A 20,278-nucleotide genomic window follows, 5' to 3' on the forward strand; every position below is an offset into this window, starting at 1 on the left:
CCTAGTACACGCCGCCCGGACGGACCCACCAGCACTCGAACGACCCCGCGTCCGGGGCCGCGACGAACACCTTCGTGTCACAGAAGGCCAGCTCGGCCATCCGGTTCAGCGCCGGCACGTCGTCGACGACGATCGGTGTCGTCTCCGCCCACACTCCGAGGCGAGCGGGCAGGGCCACCGCGACGACGCGAAGCCCTGCGCCCGCCTTCGCGTACAGCGGCCTGCCGTCTCCGTAGACGGCAGTCGGCGCCCCGAAGAACGTGTCATCACCGAGGGCGCCTTGCACGATCGTCTCGAAGGTCTGCCACCATGCCGACCCGATCCCCGTCCGGGCCCAGAACTGCTTGTACGCCACCGCCCGCGCCTTCCGGGCGGATTCCTCCTGGTTCCACCGGACCTCATCCGCATGCTGTTCCGCGTGCCGGCGCGTTGCCTCTTCCTCCGCTGCAGCCGCATAGCGCGGTGCCGTCCAGAACCGGCCCCGGTAGACGTCGCCGCCAGGGGCGAAGGCGCCCTGCACGTACCGTTCCTCGTGGGGTGCGACGCGCCCTTCGAGGATCCACCCCACCGCGTCGTCCAGGGATATGTCCGCGACCGCGCTCCAGGAGTCCTCGGTCGTGTACCGGGCGATCACGCCACGCACCGACCGCCGCCCTTCAGCCGCCTTGGTGACGTGCAGCGAAGGGACAGCGGTCATCCACGGCCGGGGGCGCTCCCGGTCGTCGAACCAGCAGACCTCCACCTCGTCCGCGGCGTACCGCTCCGTACGTTCCAGGACGTCGTCCTCGGTGATCGGCGACAGTTGGGCCTCCAACGCGAACCGGCGTCCGCCCGGGGAGACGGCCAGCACGTCCGCCCGCCAGGCGCCGTGAGGCGCGGCAGCCTCGAGGACGGCGTCCCAGCCGGCCGCGCGGGCCGCGGTGGCAAGGTCGGACTTCAACAGCAGGTGCTCCACACTCTCCCCCGCGAGCGGGCAGTCGGGCGTCCGTCGGCGGTGGGCGAAGTGCGGGAGGCCCAGCACCGAGCGCCGGGCAACCATCTGCCCTTCGCACGCCGGGCAGTGCAAGGGAGCCCGGGCCCGATGGATCGCCTCCCAGCTCACCCCACAGCCCAGATCGGGCTGGGTGGCGTCCAGCCGGCCGTGCTCGGCGTGCTGGGCGGTGAACGGCATTGCCGGAGGCTTCCCCGGCCCGGCCGGCTCCACGCCGTCCGGCGGCGTGAAAACAGGTGGCGTGCGCCACAGCCACGGTGCCAAGCTCCTCTCGACGAAGGGGCGTAGCTCAGCCAGGCCAGAGCAGCGGACTCCAAACCCGCGCGCCGCAGGTTCACATCCTGCCGCCCCTGCCATATACCTCGATCGCGATGGTCCCGCCGTGGCTCCCGACGTGCACGGGCGCCGGGTTGCCGACGGTACGGAGGCGTCTCTGCCCCGGAATCCGGAACTCTGCAGGCGGGCCTGCCGGTTCGCGAGGCGGCGCGGCGCACGGATCACGTCTGGGCGGGCGTTGTTCGCGTCGTCAGGGCCGCGGCGAAGAGAGGGAGTGCGCAGGCGGACAGGAGCAGCCATCCGGTGCGGGAGGCTTCGGCCAGTCCTGCCGGGGCGACCCCCGCGACCAGGCCACCTGCGAGCGCGATGCCGACCGCCGAGCCGACCTGGCGCGCGGTGGACGTGATCGCCCCGGCCACGCCGGCCTGGGAGCGTGGCAGGCCGCTCACGGCGGTGTTGGTCAGGGGTGCGTTGGCGAAGCCGAAGCCGACGCCGATGAGGAGAAAGGCCGTCAGGAGAAGCGGCAGGTCCGTGTTCTGGTCCAGGTTCACCAGGCACAGACCGCCGGCCGCGGTGAAGCCGCCTGCGACGAGCAGCGGAATCCGGGGCCCCCAGCGCCCCACCAGGATGCCGGACCAGGGGGCGCACAGGGTGGCGCCGAGCGCCATGGGCAGGGTCGCGACGCCCGATGCGAGCGGTGTCCATCCGCGGGCCTGCTGGAGGTAGAGCGTCGTGAGCAGGAGGCTGATGCTCAGCGCGACGAACACGGACACGGCGCCCAGTACGGCGGCGGTGAAGGCCGGTCGTCGGAACAGCCCGAGATCCATCAGCGGCTCGGGCGTGCGGCGCTCGACTCTGACGAAGGCCACTGCGACGAGGACGATCAGGACGTCACACGTCAGTGCGGCGGGCGATGCCCAGCCGATGCGAGGGCCTTCGATGAGCAGGCCGACGCCGAGGAACAGGGCCGCGGTCAGGAGGAGTTGGCCGGGCAGGTCGAGCCGCCGGGCACGCTCGGCGCGGGATTCCGGTACGAAGACGGCGACGAGGACGAGGGCTGCGACGACGACCGGGACGTTGATCCAGAACACCGACCGCCAGCCGAACGAGGCGATGAGCGCCCCGCCGGTGACAGGACCCGCCGCCATGCTGAGCCCGAAGACCGCTGCCCATACCCCGATCGCCCGCGCGCGCTCACGGGCGTCCGGCATCGCGTTCACGACGATCGCCAGTGCCACGGGGCTCAGCATCGAGGCGCCGATTCCCTGGACGGCACGGGCTGCGACGAGTACCCCGAGCGACGGTGCGAAGGCACACGCGAGGGACGCCAGGCCGAAGACGGCGAGGCCGGACCGGAAGACCCGGCGTCGGCCGAAGCGGTCGGCCAGTGCGCCGGACACCATGAGGAGGCTGGCGAGGACGAGCGTGTAGGCGTCAACGGTCCATTGCAGAGCATGGGTTCCGACGCCCAGACCGCGTCCGATGTCCGGTAGCCCGACGTTGACGATCGTCGTGTCGACCCCGACCAGGAACATGCTCAGCGCGCACACGGCGAGCACCGTCCAACGCCTCCTCACGCTCAGCGCGGGTGGCACGGTGGCCGGGGCTGTGGTTGTGGCTGTGGTTGTGGTTGTCGCCACGGGTATCCCCCTCCTGCTCCGGTCCGTCTGCCGGCCGAAGTCGTCTGCCGCCCAGGCTGGGACGCGCGGGCGTCGATCGGCGAGAAAATTTGCTGAGAACGCGAATTCGGGGTTCCCGGGGAGCAACACGCTCTGGCTGCGAGCATCTGGCAGGATCGGCGGGTGGCCCGGCATGCGGTGACTTTGAGCAGAATCGAGCTCGCAGACTGGCGAGCTGTCCATTCCTGGGCTTCCCTCAGCCAGACCTGCCGCTTCCAGACCTGGGGACCGAACACGGAAGAGCAGACGCGCGTGTTCGTGGCGACGGCGGTCGAGGCCTGGGCTCGCTCGCCTCAGCATCGGTTCGCCTATGCAGCGCGCCTCGGGAGCGAAGTGGTCGGCATGGGTGAACTCCACATCCGGAGCCGCGGACATGGTCAGGGAGAGATCACCTATGCCGTACATCCTCGGGTCTGGGGCCAGGGCGTTGGGACGGCGATCGGGCAGGAACTGCTTGCCGGAGGGTTCCGAGAACTCGGCCTCCACCGCATCTATGCGACGTGTGACCCGCGGAACCTGGGGTCGGCACGGGTGCTCGGCAAGCTCGGCATGACGTGGGAGGGACGTCATCGTCACACCACGCTGATCCGGGACGGTTGGCGGGACTCTGAGATGTTCAGCATCCTCGAAGAGGAGTGGCGCGAGAAGAACGGCCCGGACTGCGTCGCTTGAGCCACCCAAAAATCCGTGCCGGCTGCCGCGCCCGCGGACGTAGCCTCGGGGAGTGCTCCAATTCGTCCTGGCCGTATCGGTGTTGACCGTGGCCATCGCCGTGTACGGCGCCATCGGCCTGCAGTGGAGGCGTCGGCGCCGGATCCGGCGCGACATCCTCGCGACCGTCACCGCGCTGCGGCTCGAGCCGTACCACGCCGCCGCGATGGTGTCCCGGGCAACGGAGGCGGCCGCCGCCGAGCTGCTGCTCGGCGGGTACCTCGACATCGACGGAGAAGGGGCAGCGCTCCTGACCGAGGCGGGGCGCGACCCCGGCCGGGTGCCCGACCATACGCTTCATACGCTCCCCGCCGCCCTGCTGGAGGCCGTACGTCGGCACGATCCCGAGCCGGTGTCGATCGGATGGATCGACTGGTGCGACGAGGAGTACCAGTCGCGGCGCATCGCGTACCGGAACGAGCAGGACGCCCTGCTGCCCGAGATCCCGCGCATGCCGGACGGTGAGGGGCGGCCGGTGCTGGCCTGTTGCGCCTGCACGGGAGTCGTCACGCTCGTCACTTTCTGGCTGCTGGCGGGCGTGCTGCTGGTGATGGCGCACCCGCACGGAGTCCTGGAATGGGCCGCCGCGGCGGTCGCCGCCGCCGGCCTGGCGGCGCTCTGGTACGCCGACGATGCCCACAAGGCCGTCCGCGACCGCACGGCATTGCAGGACCCTCTGGGCGACCGGGCCCGTGCCGCGTCGCATCCCGCCCTCGTGGCGCTGGACGAGCAGCAGCGGTCGCACGTCCTGCGGAGCATCGCCGACCACAGCAGGTGGCGGGGCACCGACCCGCAGCCCCAGGAGAGCGGTGACGACGACGCGGACTGGATGGACGACGACTGGTGGGTGGACGCGTACCACTACCGGGCTTCCGACCACGAGGACGATGGTGAAGGCGGGGCCGGGCCTGAAGGCGAGATCGACGGCGAGTCTCCTTCACGCGGGAAGCCGTGGACCGCTTGAGGGGTGAGAGGCCGATGCCAGGCCTGGGTTCGTCTGTACGTCACAACTTCCAGAGGGTCCGTGGCGGACCGCTCTGTGGGTGCGAGCCGCTGCCGTCGGGTCGGCGTGGGCCGGCTGCTCTGTAAGCGTGCCCTACAGCTCGAATTCGAGGTGCTGGACATCGAGCATGCGGACCTCCTCGAGGGAGCCGGCACGGCGGCCGCCGTCCTGGAAGTAGACCTCCTTGAGGGCTTCGGCCGCGATCTCCCGGAGCTGGTCCTCGGTGGCGCCCTGCTCCTGTGCGTCGAAGAGACGAGCGGCGTGGTGGGGCGGCAGTGCGACGGTCAGGTGGCGGATCCGGTCCTGGTCAGTGGAGCCGATCGGCGCGGTGTAGCCGAGGCGGGCGCGTGTGTCGATGACGATCCCGTCGGTCGTCGCCGCCTTCTTCCGCGCCTTGGCGCGGATCTGCGGCTGCCACCGCTTCTTCACCTCGCTGTCCATCGTGGCGGCGAGGTGGGCGCGGGGTCGCTTGATCTGGTCCTTCACGTAGCGCTCGACCGTGCGCTGGGTGATGCCGAGCAGCTCGGACACGGCCTTCGTGCTGCCCTTGAACTGCTTCACCAGGTACCGCATCTGCGCACCGGCGCTCTTGGGCGCCGGGCGGGTGAACGTCTTCTGCACGGCGGCGTCCAGGCCGTCCCCGAACAGGCTCATCGCCCTCTCCTACTCTCCGCTGTCGACGTCGGTGACGGAGCCGTCCTTGATGTAGCGGGCGAGGTTGAGCTCCGGGGCGTCGAACCGCTCACGGACCTCTTCGCCCCACAGGACGTCCTGGGTTCCCTCGTGCTTGACCAGACCGGGGTTGATGCCGAGCTTGAAGCCGCCCGGCAGCGCCTTGCCCTCCCGGTACGGCAGGAAGTCCAGCGGCGAGGGCCCGTCGGCCGCGTAGACGACGCAGTCGGAAAGGACCGCGACCGGGTACTGCCCGGTGAACGACGCGTGCTTGACGATCTTCCGGTGCAGGTTGATCCGGGTGCGGGAGATGACCGCCGCGCGGATGTCCGGCCGCCAGGTGGGGCGGGAGAGGGCGCGCCACGGCTCGCCCGGCCGCCAGCCCTCCCCGCGCGGGCGTTCACGCAGCTTCCCGAGACCGCCCTTCACCGTCGCCTTGATCGCAGAGGCGACGACGGCAAGCTCGGGGTCACGGCTCCTGTACTCGTCCATCGCCGCGAGGAAGTCCTGCGGCGGCAGATCGGCGTCGACGCCGAGGTCGGCCATCGTCGCGAGGTAGGCGTCACGCAGGTGGGTGTACCAGCGGTCCAGGTAGCGGCCGTTGTCGTACCGGACCCACGCTTCCCGTGGACGCACCTCGTAGCCGAGCTCGACCGCGTACGCGACGGTCGGCGTGGCGTACCAGGCCGGACCTTCGGGGCGCTCGCCCTTCGGCGTGAAGGGGCTCGGCAGCAGGCTGCCGTCCAGATCTGCCCAGTCCTTGCCCACCTTCACCCGGGACAGGTCGACGTGCGACAGGTCCACGAGCCAGCTCCCCGGGAGTTTCGGGTCGAACGTCGGGGCCTTGACGTGCGACGGGGCTCCGAGGCCGAGGTTCAGGCCGTTGGCGCCCGCGGCGAAGGCCATGTTCACGTCGATGCCGACCAGGTGGCGGCGCAGGCATTCGGCGTCGGTGAGGGGGCGGGCCCAGTCGTACGCCTCCTCGAACAGCTTCTCCGCCGGGCCGCGGACATGGAATCGCGGCAGGTCCTTCAGCAGCGGGTGGCCGTCCGGGGCCTCGCACGGCGCGCAGTCCACCGGGTCCTTCCCCAGCGATCCGGGGTTGTGCTCGGAGTGCCGCTTGCCGTCGGCGTCCTGTTCGGAGGCGCGGGTCGGTGGGTGGAGTGCGGTCATCAGCTCCAGGCCGGTGACGGCGGTGGAACCGCGGGGCGTCATCACCCTGGCCGCGTACACGCCCAGGAGCCGGGCGAGTTCCGCCGGGGGCAGTTGCCCGGCCTCGCCCCAATGCCGGGTGTCCAGCGCGTTCCACGAGGGGATGCACAACTGGACGCAGGCACGCTCCGAGCCGACGGCCGGGCGGTAGATCCGCGCCCATGACCCGAACCCACGCTTGGTCAGCTTCCACTCCGCGCGGACCAGCTGCTTGATGACCTTGTGGTCTTCCGGCAGACGTCCGGCATGCCGCTCCTCGTCGGTGAGGGTGGCCGGCAGGCCGTAGCGCTCGAGCGCGGCCTCGGTGAGCACGAGCAGCGGGTCGGCCGGTTTGCCGGGGCCGGAGAGCTTCGGCTGCCCGAGTCTGGCCTCGACGAGGGTCCAGTCCATCAGGGAGGAGAGGCTCTTCGCGGGCACGTCCAGGACCAGGCCGCCGGGGCAGTACGCCAGCACCTGCCCGGACTCGTCGACGTCGACGACCGCGAGCGGGCCGTGGGTGAACCGGGGGTCGGTGCCGGGCACCGGGGCTGCCACCTGCGCCGCCGTATGATCGCCGGAACGGCGTGACGGCGAGGCGCTCCTGGCGGTTCGTGCCGGACGCGGCACGGTTTGCTCGGCCGGTCCGGTCACAGTGGCCGGTCGAGCCACAGCCGCCGGAGCGACCGGGACCTGGCCTGCGGACTCGACCGCTCCCTGCGCCGAGGTCGCCGGGCCGGTGAGGGCCGCGTCCGGCTCCGCGCCTTCCGGCTCGGCCGTGTCGGGCTCGGGCGGCGTGGAGTTGTTGTCGAGCGGGAACTGAGCGGACCAGCCGTCCAGAAGTCGCTGATAGGCCTGGCGGCGTGGGGGGCGGGGTTCGGCGCGGCCGGCCTCCCAGTTCTTCACGGTCTGCGCCGTGGTCTGCAGCACCTGTGCGAGCCGGGCCTGGGTGATACCGGCGGCTTCGCGCAGCCGAGCCCGCTCGGCGGGCCCGGGCAGCTCGGGCTCTCCGGCGAGCAGCGCGTCCACGGCTGCGAACAGCTCATCCTCTGTCGGCATCCTTCACCTCCAGTGCGAACGTTAGCGCAGCCGGCTCACAGATTCGCACTCCAGTTGTTCGTCAGATTTATCCTCCGATTATCGACACCGGGTCGGGAGTGGTCAGAGGAATCCCAGTCTCGAGGACGGTCCTGCGTGTACGGCGGACCGGGCGGTACGCTGCTGCGCGAGTCGGGCTACGGCCGGTGGGCCGACCGCGTGGAGCGGGAGATCCTGGGCCGCAACGTCATCCCGAGCGCCGACCGCGCCGCCGAGGGTGAGGCTCCCTGACCGGATCGCTCGCTGACCGGTCGCCATTGGGCCCTACGCGAAGCGCTTCTCGTACAGCCAGTTCCAGCGGGTCACCAGGACGAGCGCCCACACCAGACTCGCGGGCGACCATCGTTCGGCGAAGGCGGCGAGGAGCAGGGGTACCGCGATCATGGGCAGGCCCACCGCCACCACCCAGCGCGCGCCTCGTCCTGACAGTGCTCCGGCCACCAGACCGACGCCCAGGAACACGGCGACTGCCCCGCACATCAGCCACCGCATGCCGATCGGCAGCCGTCCCTCCACGTGCTCCACCGCAGCGCCCAGGGCGGCGGCCAGGGACGCGAGGGCGCCGGTCGCCACGCAGTGCATCGGCAGGGAGAAACGCGGAGCCAGCACCCCGAAGCCGAGGAGGGGAACGCCGCTGGAGCGGCGCACCGCCAGGGCCCACAGCGCCAGCAGCAGAGCGAAGGACCCCACGGACAGGCTGCCCAGATCGGCGTTCCACTCGGCGCCCGAGGCCGCCTCGACACCCTGCGCGATGCCTTCGCCGAGCACGATCAGGGTGAACAGGCCCAGCCGCTCGTCCAGATGACGTGGGTCGAAGCGGGCGGCCCGGAGGAGCTCTCCGTCCCTCCCATGACTCCGGTCCCCCGCCTCCTGCTGCTTCCGGAGCCGCGCCATGAGCCGGTTGCCCGACATGGCGAACGTCAGGGTCAGATCGATGGCGAGCCCGCCGGCCCACAGCCAGTACCGCACGGGATCCTCGGCCCACACGGAGACGATCCACGGTGTGACACCCGCCGAGAGCTGCGCCATCGGCCAGTCCGCCGGGACCTCGCCGCGCCCCTGCCACACCCGTGAGGCGAGCAGACGGACGAAGACATAGGCGAGGGCGAAGGCGTCCCCGTGGTCCGAGCGGACCTCGGGCACAGCCGCGGCCATCACCGCGAGTCCGAACATGCCGATGAGAACGGTGCGGGTGTGGACCTTGTCGGCCGCCACGTTCCCGTACGTCGTGAAACACATCCACGCCGTCCAGAACGCGAGGAACAGCACGCAGTACAGGGCGAGGTCGGCGTGGTCGGGTGCGCCGTGCAGCAGATGGGCCAACTGGGCGACACCGGCGACGGCGATGAGGTCGAAGAACAACTCCAGCCATGAGGCGTGCCGTTCGGACTCACCGTCGGAGTCCGGGCCCGGGTCGGACGCTGCGGCGTGCTGAGCGGTCATGACGGTGAGTATCGGACGAATCCCTCATGAGCCCCGGACGGTCAGGCGGCGCGCCGCGCCGTTGTGGCCTCCTGGCGTACGGTCGCCTACGGCGCTCGTTCACTGCATGTACATGTAAGTGTCGCGCTACGGGTGGTCCAGGGGCCGCTGCGACGACACACGGAGGCATCACGCTCTGGCAGTCAACCACCCCCCTGCAGAGGAGACTTGTGTGTCTCGCTCGATGATCGTCGGATCGGCTGTGCTGGCCGTGTCCATCTCCCTCACCGCAGCGGCACTGGCCGCGCCGGTCCAAGGCGAGGGTCGACTCCACGTCTCCGCCGGTTCACTGCCGGCCGTCAGCCCCCGCGCGGAGACACCGGTGCTGCACGACGACGACGAAGGCGGCAACGCCGACGCGGACGACCCCGCCATCTGGCGTAACGCCGCGGCCCCCGGCCGCAGCCTCGTCGTCGCCACCGCCAAGGAGGGCGGTCTGCGCGTCTACGACCTCGACGCGCGGCTGGTGCAGTCGATCGCCGCGCCCCCCGCCGCCGGTGAGGACGACGCCCCTGGCCGGTTCAACAACGTGGATCTCGTCCACGGCCTGAGGCTCTCCTCGGGAAGGGCCGATCTGGCCGTCACCAGCGACCGCGGTCACGACCGGCTGCGTTTCTACCGCATCGACCGCGACCGCACCGGCGGTCCGCTGACCGACGTCACCGACCCGGCCGCACCGTCCGTGTTCTCCCGGGACCAGGCCGAGGTCAACGACCAGCGAACCGCCTACGGGCTGGCGACCTGGACGGACCCGGCGACCAAGAAGTCCTACGCCCTGGTCAGTCGCCGCGAGCGCACCGGTATCGCCCTCCTGGAACTCCTGCCGACCGCGAACGGCAAGGTCACGTACCGGAAGATCCGCAGCATCGACCTGCCCTCCTCTTTCCGGCTGCCCGACGGCACCTCGTGGTCCCCGTGCGGCGAGCCCGGTGAGCTGCCGCAGGTCGAGGGCATGGTCGTCGACCCCGAGAACGGCACGCTGTATGCCGGCCAGGAGGACGTCGGCATCTGGCGCCTGCGTGCCGACCTCACCGGCACCCCGAAGCTGATCGACAAGGTCCGCGAGTACGGCGTTCCCGGCACCTACGACGAAGCGAGCGAGGAGTGCACGCCGGGCACCGACCCCGGCTTCGGCGGCACGAAGATCTCCGCGGACGTCGAGGGCCTGACGCTGCTCACCGAGCCGGACGGCGACGGCTACCTCCTGGCCTCCAGCCAGGGCGACGACACCTTCGCCGCCTACGACCGGGAGCTGGAGGACGCCAACGAGTACGAGGGCGGCTTCCGGGTCGCGGCCGCGAGCGGTACGCCCGATGGATCCGAGGAGTGCGACGGCGCCGCGGTCCTGAACGCCCCGCTCGGGTCCGCGTACCCGAACGGCCTGCTTGTCGTCCAGGACGGACACGACGCCCCTGGTGACGGCGATCGCCCGTCGACCAACTTCAAGTTCGTCGACCTCGGCAAGGTGATGAAGACCCTCGACGACTGACCCGCCCGCCCGGAGGCCCCGCACGGCTTCGCGTCCCCGACCGAGGGGCCTCGCCGGTGTGATGTACGGGCCTCCCACGGAACCGGCGAATGAGCGAGCGGGCGTCGTCTGCGGGAAGGGGCTGTACTCGCAGGCGACGACCACTCGCTCTCCTCGCGCCTGCCCACACTTTCCCCGCGCACACCCGAGTGGCCTTGCTCAGGGGTTGGGCCGTCGTCGACCGCGCAGCCGTCCGACGCGGCACGGGCGTCGGCACGGGCGTCGGCTCGGAATCGTGGGGTAGGCGGAGCGTACGAACCGACCCGAGGAGACGCCATGTCCGGATTCATCACGCGCATCAAGCACTTCACCCGCACCCCCCAGGGCCGGCGGGCCATCGCTTCGGTCCGGCGCGCCGCCGCCGACCCGCGCAAGCGCGCCCAGGCCCGTACGCTCCTCGGTCGTCTGCGCGGACGTCGGTGACCGGCGCAGGCCTGGGCGCGGTGCCCGTCACAAGGGCTGTGTCCAGCCGTTCCGTACGGCGTGGGCGCCGAGTTGCATCCGGGTCCGGACTCCGGCCAGGTCCATGAGGTGACGCAGGCGACGGTGCAGCGTGCGGGGTGAGAGGCCGAGCCGGGTCGCGGCCGTCAGGTCCGTCAGGCCGGCCAGGAGCAGGGCGAGTATCTTGCGGTCGAGGTCGGTGGGGCCTGTCTCGCCGGCCTCGACGATGCGGTCGGTCTCTCCGCCGGTGTCCGAGAGGTCGAGCGGGTGGGCGTTGTTCCACACCGTCTCGAAGAGCGCGTCCAGGGCGTCCAGCAGGCCGCTGCGGTGCAGCAGCGCGGCGCCGGGTTCGCCGGCCGGCGTGACGGCGAGCGGGACGAGTCCGAGGTCGGCGTCGGCCAGGACGAGCTTCATCGGCAGCCGGTCGGCGACCCGCAGTTCCACGCCGTTGCGCAGTGAGTCGATCGCATCGTCGATGATGCCCGGCTCTGCCAGCACGGCTCGGTCCAGTACCGCCCGGAAGTGCACTCCGCGGTCGATGGCCACGGGTTCGGCCGTGTTCTCGTCGGGCGGCAGGGCGACGAACGGAGCGGTGATGAAGCTTCGCACCTGCGTACGGGCCGCCTGCTGCACCTGGAGGAAGCGGTGGCGGATGGCGTCGGCGCCCGTGATGACCTCGATCAGATCGCTGATGCTGGTTCCGGTCATCGCCGCCCGGTGTTCCTCGGCGAGGGTCACCAGCGCCCGCTCGGCCGTGCGCAGACCGTCCCGGCGCTGGCTGATGAGCGCGCCCAGCGCCATGGCCGGCGGCGCGGCGGTGTACCGCTCGTCCGCCGATCTGGTCACAAGGCCCCACCCGACCAGGCGCGACAAGGCCTTGTCCGTGTGGGCCTGCGACAGGTCCACCGGGTCGGCCAGCTGCGTAGCCGTGGAGTCCGGCCGTCCGAGCAGCGCCCGGTAGACGACTTCGTCATCGGGTTCCAGGCCCAGAACATCCAGCATCGGCGACCGACTCTCTTCCACTTGCCGCAGCGGGGAGAGTATGGGCCACGACGGCGGACCCTGAACAGTCCCTGGTGGGAGCGGGTGCGCGGAGGAGGGCCCCGGGAAGTCGCCTCCCCGGGGCCCCACGATGTGTTTCATCGCAGGCCGTACGCCCGGATGATCTCGTTCTTGACGCCGAAGCCGCTGTCCGTCCCGGCGCTCGCGCGGAGCGAGACGAAGCCGCCGGGCTTCCGGGCCGTCCTGAACGAACCCGTCCAGGAGCGGCCGGCGCCCTTGGCCAGGGTCACCTTCTGCCAGGTGGCGCCGTCGTCGTACGAGACCTCCAGCGTCACGCCGGTGACGGTGCCGGGAACGTCGCCGAGGTCCGTCGACACCGGCGTGAGCACGATCCGCTGGGTCGCGTTGCTCCTGATGTCGCCGTGCAGGTCCGACTCCAGCGCGTAGTCCAGGTTCAGTACGGAGAACGGCTCGAACGAGTCCGAGTCGACGGTGTCGGACATGAAGGTCCACTCGGTGTGGGTGCGCGTCGACAGCCGGAAGAGGTCACCGGGCCGCTCCACGTCGAGGACGGCGCGGTAGGGCAGGTTGCCCGCCGGTACCTCCTGCCACTGCATGTCTCCACCGACCGGGTTGTCGTGGATCATGGTGTCGCCCTGGAAGACCCGCAGGCGGGACGGTGTCTCGCCCCAGGGGAGAAAGCCGCCGAGGCGCATGGTGTCGCTGGCGGAGGCCCACGCCTGCACGTTCCAGGTCATGTGGTTCTGCCGGCGGGAGTTGTACACGCCGAAGGACTCGCTCTGAGCGGGCCGGGTGGCCGGGGCGAACCAGTCCAGGCGCGTGGTGCTGCCCTTCGGATACGTGTTGTCGCCCGAGACCATCACCCACGGCAGCGTGCCGTCGGTCCCCTGTGCGTGGGATTCCCGCCAGACCTGGCCGGGGGTGACCCACTCGGTGCGGGTGCCCGGGTGCCACTCGGGTTCGGGGAAGTTGAACGACGGGCTGAGGGTGAAGTCGGCCCGGTAGCCCTCGGACTGCCTGCCGCCGGCCGCCGCGTAGTAGCGGGCGTCGATCCGGGCGAGGTCGCTCTTGGCCGGCTTGTAGACCAGTGCCCGGTCCGGCACCTGGCCGGGGTAGTCCCGGGTCAGGTCGTAGACGAACGGCGTGTACTCGGTCTGCCTGACGGTCAGCTTGAGGGTGCCGGACCTGGTCATCGAGACGAGGGCCTTGCCGGCGTCGCGGTGCACGGTGGCGACCGGGATGGGCGACTCGCCCACGTACTCCATCAGGGCGCCGACTCCGTCGTTGACCACGATCAGCGCCTTGGCTCCGGCCGCGACCGCCGCCGCCGTGCGTTCCTGCGGCGAGACCTCGTCGCTGCGGTCGACGACGACGACCTTGCCCTTGGCCTTGACCTTCGCGAAGGCGGCCGGTGAGCCGTTGCCCGCGTGGACGGCGTCCAGCCGGTCGGTGGCGGTGTCCAGGGCGCTGCCCGCCTGTACCCGCGTCTCGAACTCGAGCCGTCCGCCCGGCGTGCCGAGGCTCAGCTGCGGCTCGCCCTTGCGCCAGCGGGTGATCAGGATGAACTCGCCGTGCCGCATCGGTTCCGTGGGCGCGACGTAGACGTCGTCGTAGGTCGGCGGCAGGACGTAGGCGCTGCGGAAGTCCATGTACGGGTCGAAGCCCTGGTAGTGGATGTTGAAGTCGACCTTGCGCTGACGGTCCTCGGTGCGCTGCGGGGCTTCGGTCCGGAGCAGGTGTGCCCTGCTCGCGTCCAGCACCACCTTCGCGGATCCGTCCTTCAGCACGGTCTCGGGGTCGACGAGCACGGCCAGCCCTGAGCGGTCGGCCTTCTCGCCGCCCACGTCGAGGTATCCGGCGACCGAGTAGAGCCCGGGAGCCATGCGCATGGTCGTCGAGCCTTCGACGTAGAGCGACCACGGCCAGGCGTCCCCTGCCAGGTTGACGGTGACCCAGCCGGCGGCGGGCTTGCCGTCCCTGCCGACCAGCTCGATGTCCAGGTCGTAGCGCTCGTCCTCCTTCAGCAGCGCCAGGGAGGTGCGGGTGACCGGCTGTCCGGTGGCCGCGTCGGTGGCCGTCACATAGCCGGTGCTGCGGCCGGCCGGGGCGGTCCGCGGATCGCCGGTCACCGGGACGGCGGCGGTGCCGCCCGCCGGGACCCTCACCGTCCTGGCTCCCAGCGTGAACGGTCCGTCGGGCGCCGTGAGGTTCAGCGTGACGTCGGCGGAGCCGGTGTTGGTGAAGGTCAGGTCCTTCGTGACGGCGACGTCGCCCGGCTCGTGCGGCCAGGTGTAGTTGCCGAAGAAGAGCGATCCGGTGCCGCGGACCGTGGTGCGCACGGCGGCGGCCACGTCGAGACGGCCCGTCCCGACTTCGTACGGCGAGTATCCGGAGTCCAGGCCCTTGGCGGTGCTCATCAGGTGTTCCTTGAGCTGCGCGCCCGTCCAGTCGGGGTGCCGCTGGGCGAGGATCGCCGCGGCGCCGGCCACGTGCGGTGTGGCCATCGAGGTGCCGCTGATGGTGCGGTAGAGGCCTTCGCCGCCGTCGGCCATCTCCTGTGATCGGGCGGCCGTGATGTCGACGCCGGGCGCCGCGATGTCCGGCTTCATGCCGCCCGAGTGGGCCAGCGGGCCGGTGCTGGAGAAGGACGCGAGCCGGTCCTGCTTGTCCGTGGCTGCCACGGTGAGTGCCGAGGCGGCCGCGCCCGGGGCCGAGATGGTCTCCGGGCCGGCGTTGCCTGCGGCTATGACGAACAGGGTGCCGTACCGGGCGGACAGGGCGTCGACGGTCTGCGACATGGGGTCGCTGCCGTCCGTCGGGTACGAGTCGCCGAGGCTCATGTTGACGACGTCCGCGCCGGATTCGGCGGCCCACTGCATGCCGGCCATGACCCAGGAGTCCTGGCCGTGGCCTTCCTTGCCTCCGAGTACCTTGCCGACGAACAGGTCGGCTCCGGGGGCGACACCCTTGTTGTCCCCCGCGGAGGCGGCGCCCGAGCCGACGATGGTGCCCGCCACGTGCGTGCCGTGTCCGTTGACGTCGGTGACGGCCTCGCCCGGCACGAAGCTCGCCGTACCGTCGATCAGGCCCGCGAAGTCGGGGTGGTCGACGTCGATGCCGGTGTCGAGCACCGCGACCTTGGCGCCCTTGCCGGTGTAGCCGGCCGCCCAGGCCTCGGGGGCGCCGATCAGCGGCACGCTCTCCTTCAGGTCGGCCTTCACACGGCCGTCGAGCCACAGCTTCTCGACTCCCGCGCCCAGTGTCGTACCGCCCTGCGGCGCGACGCTGCTCCAGAAGGTGCGGGCCTGCCGCTTCTCGGTGCTGAAGGCGGCTGCGCCGATGCCTTTGAGCGTGCGGGTCAGCCTGCTGCCCCGGGGGGCGGTGGGCTCGGCGGCCGACCGGGACCCCTGCCCGGTGTACGTCGCGATCAGCGGTACCGTCGCAGACGTCGCGTCGTCGTACCCCATCTCGATCAGATCGGTGACGTTGAACAGCCGTCGGTCCAGCCGGTCCGTGCCGAGCAGCGGCACGGCCTCGTCCGGGACGACGAACAAGTCGCCCTTGACCTCCTGGAGTTTCACCCCGCCGACGGCGCTGTCCGGCCTGTCGACGTCGGCCGTCTGCCGCCCGTCGGCCGCGGTGGTGACCGTGACGACGTCGCCGGTGACCAGGGTGACCTTGTGGGTCGCCGAGGGCTTGGCCGAGACGGCGGGCCTGCTCGGAGCGGCTTGTGCGGGCGCTTGCAGGACCGCAAGCCCTGACGCCAGAAGAGGCACCGCGGTGGCCGCGGCGATCAGCCGCCGGCGCTTGCGCAGCACGACGTACGCATGAGAGAGGGAGTACATGCCATGGGTCTATCGACCGGTGAACGCCGTCGTGAAGGCCTCGTGGGGGCAAGTCCTCGCCATGGCAGAGACTTGTCAGCCACGGCACACGATTCCGGCCGGGTGGGCGTGGTGCGCCCCGCGCCTCGCCACGTGGCCCGAACGCTGCTCAACGGCCGGAAACGGACGGGGGATTGCCGGTCGTCCGAGGCGGGCAGGTTTAGAGAGCCGCGGGACGGGCAGCGTCCGTCCTCGCGACAGTGGCGATTGACGGCAGCACATGCAGCACATGCGGGAGCACGCACGACGCACAGGGTGGGCCGCCTTCCTGCAGGCGGGCAGTTCGCGTGGTGGTCCGCACTCCGTTGCGGGCCGAGGAGAGAAGGAGGTCGGTCCCATGACCGTGCGTACCGTCGAACTCCCCCAGCTCTGGATGCCCTACCCGCTGCGGGTGAACCCCTGCCTGCCGGCCCTGCGCCAGGAGAGCGAGTCCTGGGCACGCGAGATGGGCATGCTGGGCGGCGGTGAGGGTCCGTCGGTCCGCGGCTCGATATGGACCGGATCCGCGTTCCACGCCATGACCGTCGACCAGCTGACCGCCTGGACCCTGCCCGACGCGTCGCTCGCCGACCTCCGGCTCAACCACCGGTTCAACATCTGGGCTCTGGCCTGGGACGACTATTTCGCTGCCGCCTTCAAGCAGACCGGCGATCTCGCCGGCGCGCAGGCTTTCACCGCCCGGCTGCACGGCTTCCTGCGACCGGAGCCGGGGTCACGGATACCGGAGCCGACGAATGCCGTGGAAAGGGGAATCGCCGACCTGCAGCAGAGCCTTTTCCCGCCGAGGCTGGCGCACTGGCGACACGAGTTCAACCGGGCACTGGCGAAATACATCGATGCGGGAGTGGAGGAACTGGCCAACAGCCGCAGCGGCCGCATTCCCCATTTGATCGATTACGCCCCGTTCCGGCGGGAGAGCTTCGCCGCTCATACCGCCCTCTATTCGGTGGAGTTGGCCACCGGAGGACGAATACCCGAGCGGATTCGCCACCACCGGACCGTGCGCGCTCTGCTCGACGCCTTCATGGACTTCATGGGGCTGGCGAACGACGTCGCCTCGTTCGAAAGGGAGGTCCATGAGGAACACGACGTCAACAACCTCGTGCTCGTCGTCGGCACGTCCCTGGCCATCAGCCTCCACGACGCCGTACCCGCTGCCCTGAATCTGGTGAACGCCCGCCTGCGGGACTTCGAGCACCTCAGGCAGCAGGCTCTGCCTCAGCTCGTCCGGCGGTCCGGGCTGCAGCCCGCCGAGCGGGCCGAGTTGGAGACGTGGCTCCAGGGAGCGTGCAGTTTTCTGTCCGGCCTCCATGCCTGGTACACCGGAGCCCCCCGTTACACCTCCGCGGACCACACATGACGGGGGTGCCGGCGGCGGACCGGCGCCAAGGGGCACCGACCGACACGCGTCGGCACCCCTCGCCATGACACCCCCGGCGCCCGTAGGCCAGCCGTACGGGCCGGCCTACCGCCTGCGCAGAAGGCGTCGTCCCACGCGCGTCCACCACGAGGCACGAGGTTCGCTCCGCGGCTCCGGCACGGAGCCGGTCACGCCGGGCACGCCGGTCACGCCCGTCACCGCACTCGGTGGCCCCGGCTCCCTTCCACTGCTCTGGGTGGGCGGGGCCGGAAGCGGCGCCGGGACGTCGGGCGCCTGGGGCGGGCGGGCGGCGAACGTCACGGGCAGTGCCGTCAGATGCCGGGCCCAGGTGGAGGAGCGCCAGGTGAGGCTCTCCTCCGGGACGGCCAGGGCGATGTCCGGGAGGCGGGTGAGCAGGATGTCGATTCCGGCGTCGGCGATGATACGGCCGATGTCCTGGCCGGGGCACTCGTGGTTGCCGGCGCTGAAGGACAGGTGCGCGCGATTGTGGTGCACGGGGGCCGAGGGGTCCGAGCGGATCGCCTTGTCGACGTTTCCGGCGGCAAGCCCGAGCAGGAGCATGTCTCCCGCCTTGATCTGCTGCCCGCCGACGACGGTGTCGCCGTTGGCCCATCGGCCGGGGCACACCATCAGCGGCGGCTCGTCCCAGAGGACCTGTTCGACGGCCTCGGGCAGGGTCATCTGACCACCGGCCAGCGAACCGCGGAACCGGGGGTCGGTGACGACCATGCGCAGGACGTTGGACATGAGGTTGGCGGTCGTCTCGTAGCCGGCGAGCAGGATGAGGCGTAGGTGGTGCTGGACCTCCTCGTCCGTGAGGCCGGCGGGGTGGGCCATCAGCGCCGAGGCGATGTCGTGCCCGGGGCGGGAACGCTTGGCGACGACGAGCTGTTCGAGGCACTCCAGCACGTAGGCGTTGCTGGCGAGCGAGGTCTCGGTCGCCTTGAAGAGGTCACGGGCCGCGTGTACGAGCTTGGGGCCGGCCTCGTCGGACATGCCGAGCAGGTGGGTGAGGGTGAGCATCGGCAGGTGCTCGGTGAACTGGCCCACCAGTTCCACCTCGCCGCTCTCGCAGAACGTGTCGATCAGCTGGTGGGCGAAGCGGATGATGTGGCGGCGGACGCCCCGGTGGTCGAACTGGCTGAGGCCGGCCGTCACCGCTCCGCGCAGACGCTGGTGTTCCTCGCCGTCCGCGCAGACGCAGTCGGGGCGCCAGCCGATCATCGGCACGAGCGGGGACGTGGCGGGATCGATCTCCCCGCTCTCCCAGCCGTGCCAGACGCGGGGGTCACGCGAGAACTGAGTGGGGCGGGTGGCCACTTCACGGTTCTCGGAGTAGCCGAGGACCAGCCAGGCGCGCACGTCGCCGTCGAGCAGAACGGGCGCCACCGGTCCGTGAACGGACCGCAACTCCTCGTACAGGCCCATGGGGTCCGTCTCGGCGGCGGCTCCGTAGAGCCGGGTCACCCCGTCTCTTCCCGAGGCGGTGTGGGCCGGGCAGCCGGGGGGCGGGGTGGCCCCGGACTTCTCGGTGGCCTCTTCGGCAGGTGGCACGGTCATGCGTTCTCCTGGTCGGCGGCGAGGGTGAACAGGTAGACCATCAGCGAGAGCAGGGCGTCGCGGCAGGACGCCCGGTCCCGTGCGTCACAGGTGACGATGGGGACGGATTCGCCGAGGGCGAGGGCGGTGCGCAGATCGGGCAGGGGGTACTGCGGAGCCTCCGGGAAGGTGTTGACGGCCACGACGAACGGGACCCGGCGGTCTTCGAGGCGGGTGATGACCTCGAAACAGACCTCGATCCGGCGGGTGTCGACGAGGACGACGGCGCCGAGCGCGCCTTCGAAGATCCCGTTCCACAGGAACCAGAAGCGCTCCTGTCCGGGGGTGCCGAACAGGTAGAGGATCAGCTCCTGGTTGATGCTGATCCGTCCGAAGTCCATCGCGACGGTCGTGGTCTTCTTGCCCTCGGCGCCGGGGTTGTTGTCGATTCCGACGCCTGCCTGCGTCATGGTCTCTTCGGTGGTCAGCGGCGGGATCTCGCTCACCGACCCGACCATGGTCGTCTTGCCGACTCCGAAGCCGCCGACGATCACGACCTTGACTCCCCTGGCGCCGTGAGGCAGCAGCACGTCGGTGCCGCGCGGGCCGGCGTCGGTCGTGTCATAGCTTGCGTAGTCCATGGATCACCGCCTCCAGCAGGCCTCGTTCGGGGAATGCCGCCACGGGCACGGGTGCGATGGCCTCGACCCGCTCTTCGTCGACGAGCCGGGACAGCAGCACGGTGACGACGCTGAAGGGAAGACGGAGGTACGCCGACACCTCGGCCACGGAGAGCGGGTACGTGCACAGGGTGAGAATGGCCGCCTGCTCGGGCTGCATCGCGGCTTCGGGCTCGGACCTCGCCGCGATGAGGGTGACCAGGTTGAACTTCTTGGCCGAGGACACCTGGCCACCGGTGATGACATAGAGCGGAACGGGAGTGCCTTCATCCCAAGGCCCCTGGTTCTCTGATGTCACATCGCCTGCCCGATGTCCTCACGAGGAGGGCTGGTCATGTGCTGGCCGATGCGGACCACCAGTGTCCGCATCCGGTCGCCCAGCAGTCCGGCGTCCACCTCGTGGTCGGCGAGTACCGCGAGATAGGCACCGGGACCGGCCGCCATCAGGGAGAAGTACCCGCCGTCGGCCTCGATGCCGACCATCCGGGTCGAGTTGTCCCCGTGCGGGAACATCTGCGCGATGGCCTTCGCCAGGCTCTGGATGCCCGAGCAGGCTGCGGCGATGGCGTCGGCGGTGTCGGGCGCCGTGTTCGCCTGCCCGATGCACAGGCCGTCCGACGACAGGACCACCACGTGTCGCACGTACGGGACGCCGCCCACGAGCTCCTTGAGCATCCAGTCCATGTTGGGCAGTGGCTGCAT

Annotated in this window: 17 protein-coding genes and 1 tRNA gene; 7 read left to right on the forward strand and 11 right to left on the reverse strand. The window is 70.8% G+C overall.

Going from position 1 to position 20,278, the window contains the following annotated elements:
- Position 1: 1 nt before the first annotated feature.
- Positions 2–1,171, reverse strand: coding sequence for a competence protein CoiA family protein (locus tag ACFVGW_RS03890; RefSeq protein WP_385850648.1), 1,170 nt, complete (start codon positions 1,169–1,171; stop codon positions 2–4).
- A gap of 98 nt (positions 1,172–1,269) precedes the next feature.
- Here ACFVGW_RS03890 and ACFVGW_RS03895 point away from each other — a divergent pair.
- Positions 1,270–1,347: transfer RNA gene (locus ACFVGW_RS03895), tRNA-Trp, on the forward strand.
- Positions 1,348–1,488: 141 nt separating this feature from the next.
- Here ACFVGW_RS03895 and ACFVGW_RS03900 read toward each other — a convergent pair.
- Entirely contained in the window at positions 1,489–2,826 is a 1,338-nt protein-coding gene (locus ACFVGW_RS03900; protein WP_385850649.1) for an MFS transporter, read from the reverse strand.
- A 243-nt stretch (positions 2,827–3,069) separates the two neighbouring features.
- Here ACFVGW_RS03900 and ACFVGW_RS03905 point away from each other — a divergent pair, with 243 nt between their 5' ends.
- Together ACFVGW_RS03905 and ACFVGW_RS03910 are read left to right on the forward strand one after the other, a co-directional pair.
- Positions 3,070–3,618 carry a GNAT family N-acetyltransferase gene (locus tag ACFVGW_RS03905; protein ID WP_385850650.1) on the forward strand — a complete coding sequence of 183 codons (549 nt, stop codon included), beginning with the start codon at positions 3,070–3,072 and terminating at the stop codon, positions 3,616–3,618.
- 52 nt (positions 3,619–3,670) lie between these two features.
- A complete protein-coding gene (locus tag ACFVGW_RS03910; RefSeq protein WP_385850651.1) occupies positions 3,671–4,621 on the forward strand; it encodes a hypothetical protein in 951 nt (316 codons plus the stop codon).
- 132 nt (positions 4,622–4,753) lie between these two features.
- Here ACFVGW_RS03910 and tpg read toward each other — a convergent pair whose 3' ends face one another.
- Positions 4,754–5,314, reverse strand: a complete 561-nt coding sequence (gene tpg / locus ACFVGW_RS03915) for a telomere-protecting terminal protein Tpg (protein WP_383220893.1) — start codon at positions 5,312–5,314, stop codon at positions 4,754–4,756.
- Positions 5,315–5,323: 9 nt separating this feature from the next.
- Positions 5,324–7,579: a telomere-associated protein Tap gene (gene tap / locus ACFVGW_RS03920; RefSeq protein WP_385850652.1), complete on the reverse strand. Its 2,256-nt coding sequence runs from the start codon at positions 7,577–7,579 to the stop codon at positions 5,324–5,326.
- 135 nt (positions 7,580–7,714) lie between these two features.
- Here tap and ACFVGW_RS03925 point away from each other — a divergent pair, with 135 nt between their 5' ends.
- Complete coding sequence (locus ACFVGW_RS03925; protein WP_385851020.1) at positions 7,715–7,849, forward strand: hypothetical protein; 135 nt, start codon at positions 7,715–7,717, stop codon at positions 7,847–7,849.
- A 33-nt stretch (positions 7,850–7,882) separates the two neighbouring features.
- Here ACFVGW_RS03925 and ACFVGW_RS03930 read toward each other — a convergent pair whose 3' ends face one another.
- A complete protein-coding gene (locus tag ACFVGW_RS03930; protein ID WP_385850653.1) occupies positions 7,883–9,061 on the reverse strand; it encodes a low temperature requirement protein A in 1,179 nt (392 codons plus the stop codon).
- 223 nt (positions 9,062–9,284) lie between these two features.
- Here ACFVGW_RS03930 and ACFVGW_RS03935 point away from each other — a divergent pair, with 223 nt between their 5' ends.
- Both ACFVGW_RS03935 and ACFVGW_RS03940 read left to right on the forward strand, forming a co-directional pair.
- Positions 9,285–10,589, forward strand: coding sequence for a phytase (locus tag ACFVGW_RS03935; protein WP_385851004.1), 1,305 nt, complete (start codon positions 9,285–9,287; stop codon positions 10,587–10,589).
- 315 nt (positions 10,590–10,904) lie between these two features.
- Complete coding sequence (locus tag ACFVGW_RS03940; RefSeq protein WP_352192608.1) at positions 10,905–11,051, forward strand: hypothetical protein; 147 nt, start codon at positions 10,905–10,907, stop codon at positions 11,049–11,051.
- A 27-nt stretch (positions 11,052–11,078) separates the two neighbouring features.
- Here ACFVGW_RS03940 and ACFVGW_RS03945 read toward each other — a convergent pair whose 3' ends face one another.
- Together ACFVGW_RS03945 and ACFVGW_RS03950 are read right to left on the reverse strand one after the other, a co-directional pair.
- A complete protein-coding gene (locus ACFVGW_RS03945; RefSeq protein ID WP_385850654.1) occupies positions 11,079–12,071 on the reverse strand; it encodes a helix-turn-helix domain-containing protein in 993 nt (330 codons plus the stop codon).
- A 137-nt stretch (positions 12,072–12,208) separates the two neighbouring features.
- Positions 12,209–15,937, reverse strand: coding sequence for a S8 family serine peptidase (locus ACFVGW_RS03950; RefSeq protein WP_385850655.1), 3,729 nt, complete (start codon positions 15,935–15,937; stop codon positions 12,209–12,211).
- Between the two features lie 376 nt (positions 15,938–16,313).
- Here ACFVGW_RS03950 and ACFVGW_RS03955 point away from each other — a divergent pair, with 376 nt between their 5' ends.
- Positions 16,314–17,336, forward strand: a complete 1,023-nt coding sequence (locus ACFVGW_RS03955; RefSeq protein WP_385850656.1) for a hypothetical protein — start codon at positions 16,314–16,316, stop codon at positions 17,334–17,336.
- A gap of 105 nt (positions 17,337–17,441) precedes the next feature.
- On the opposite strand, the gene ACFVGW_RS03960 is transcribed toward ACFVGW_RS03955, so the two are convergent.
- The 4 genes from ACFVGW_RS03960 to ACFVGW_RS03975 are packed head-to-tail and all read right to left on the reverse strand — an operon-like array spanning position 17,442 to position 20,278.
- Positions 17,442–18,917: a cytochrome P450 gene (locus ACFVGW_RS03960; protein ID WP_385850657.1), complete on the reverse strand. Its 1,476-nt coding sequence runs from the start codon at positions 18,915–18,917 to the stop codon at positions 17,442–17,444.
- A complete protein-coding gene (locus ACFVGW_RS03965; protein ID WP_385850658.1) occupies positions 18,914–19,537 on the reverse strand; it encodes an ATP/GTP-binding protein in 624 nt (207 codons plus the stop codon). Before ACFVGW_RS03965 ends, ACFVGW_RS03960 begins: the two co-directional genes overlap by 4 nt.
- Positions 19,518–19,874: a DUF742 domain-containing protein gene (locus tag ACFVGW_RS03970; RefSeq protein WP_385850659.1), complete on the reverse strand. Its 357-nt coding sequence runs from the start codon at positions 19,872–19,874 to the stop codon at positions 19,518–19,520. The genes ACFVGW_RS03965 and ACFVGW_RS03970 overlap by 20 nt, the downstream gene beginning before the upstream one ends.
- Positions 19,871–20,278 carry a roadblock/LC7 domain-containing protein gene (locus ACFVGW_RS03975; RefSeq protein ID WP_352192601.1) on the reverse strand — a complete coding sequence of 136 codons (408 nt, stop codon included), beginning with the start codon at positions 20,276–20,278 and terminating at the stop codon, positions 19,871–19,873. The genes ACFVGW_RS03970 and ACFVGW_RS03975 overlap by 4 nt, the downstream gene beginning before the upstream one ends.

Origin of the sequence: Streptomyces sp. NPDC127129 (assembly GCF_042671585.1) — a bacterium.
Lineage (GTDB): Bacteria > Actinomycetota > Actinomycetes > Streptomycetales > Streptomycetaceae > Streptomyces.

Excerpts from the sequence above, each read along its gene's own strand:
- ACFVGW_RS03890 (WP_385850648.1), bottom strand. The coding sequence starts at position 1,171 with ATGCCGTTCACCGCCCAGCACGCCGAGCACGGCCGGCTGGACGCCACC.
- tpg (WP_383220893.1), bottom strand. The coding sequence starts at position 5,314 with ATGAGCCTGTTCGGGGACGGCCTGGACGCCGCCGTGCAGAAGACGTTC.
- tap (WP_385850652.1), bottom strand. The coding sequence starts at position 7,579 with ATGCCGACAGAGGATGAGCTGTTCGCAGCCGTGGACGCGCTGCTCGCC.
- ACFVGW_RS03930 (WP_385850653.1), bottom strand. The coding sequence starts at position 9,061 with ATGACCGCTCAGCACGCCGCAGCGTCCGACCCGGGCCCGGACTCCGAC.
- ACFVGW_RS03935 (WP_385851004.1), top strand. The coding sequence starts at position 9,285 with ATGATCGTCGGATCGGCTGTGCTGGCCGTGTCCATCTCCCTCACCGCA.
- ACFVGW_RS03940 (WP_352192608.1), top strand. The coding sequence starts at position 10,905 with ATGTCCGGATTCATCACGCGCATCAAGCACTTCACCCGCACCCCCCAG.
- ACFVGW_RS03945 (WP_385850654.1), bottom strand. The coding sequence starts at position 12,071 with ATGCTGGATGTTCTGGGCCTGGAACCCGATGACGAAGTCGTCTACCGG.
- ACFVGW_RS03950 (WP_385850655.1), bottom strand. The coding sequence starts at position 15,937 with ATGTACTCCCTCTCTCATGCGTACGTCGTGCTGCGCAAGCGCCGGCGG.
- ACFVGW_RS03955 (WP_385850656.1), top strand. The coding sequence starts at position 16,314 with ATGACCGTGCGTACCGTCGAACTCCCCCAGCTCTGGATGCCCTACCCG.
- ACFVGW_RS03960 (WP_385850657.1), bottom strand. The coding sequence starts at position 18,917 with ATGACCGTGCCACCTGCCGAAGAGGCCACCGAGAAGTCCGGGGCCACC.
- ACFVGW_RS03965 (WP_385850658.1), bottom strand. The coding sequence starts at position 19,537 with ATGGACTACGCAAGCTATGACACGACCGACGCCGGCCCGCGCGGCACC.
- ACFVGW_RS03975 (WP_352192601.1), bottom strand. The coding sequence starts at position 20,278 with ATGCAGCCACTGCCCAACATGGACTGGATGCTCAAGGAGCTCGTGGGC.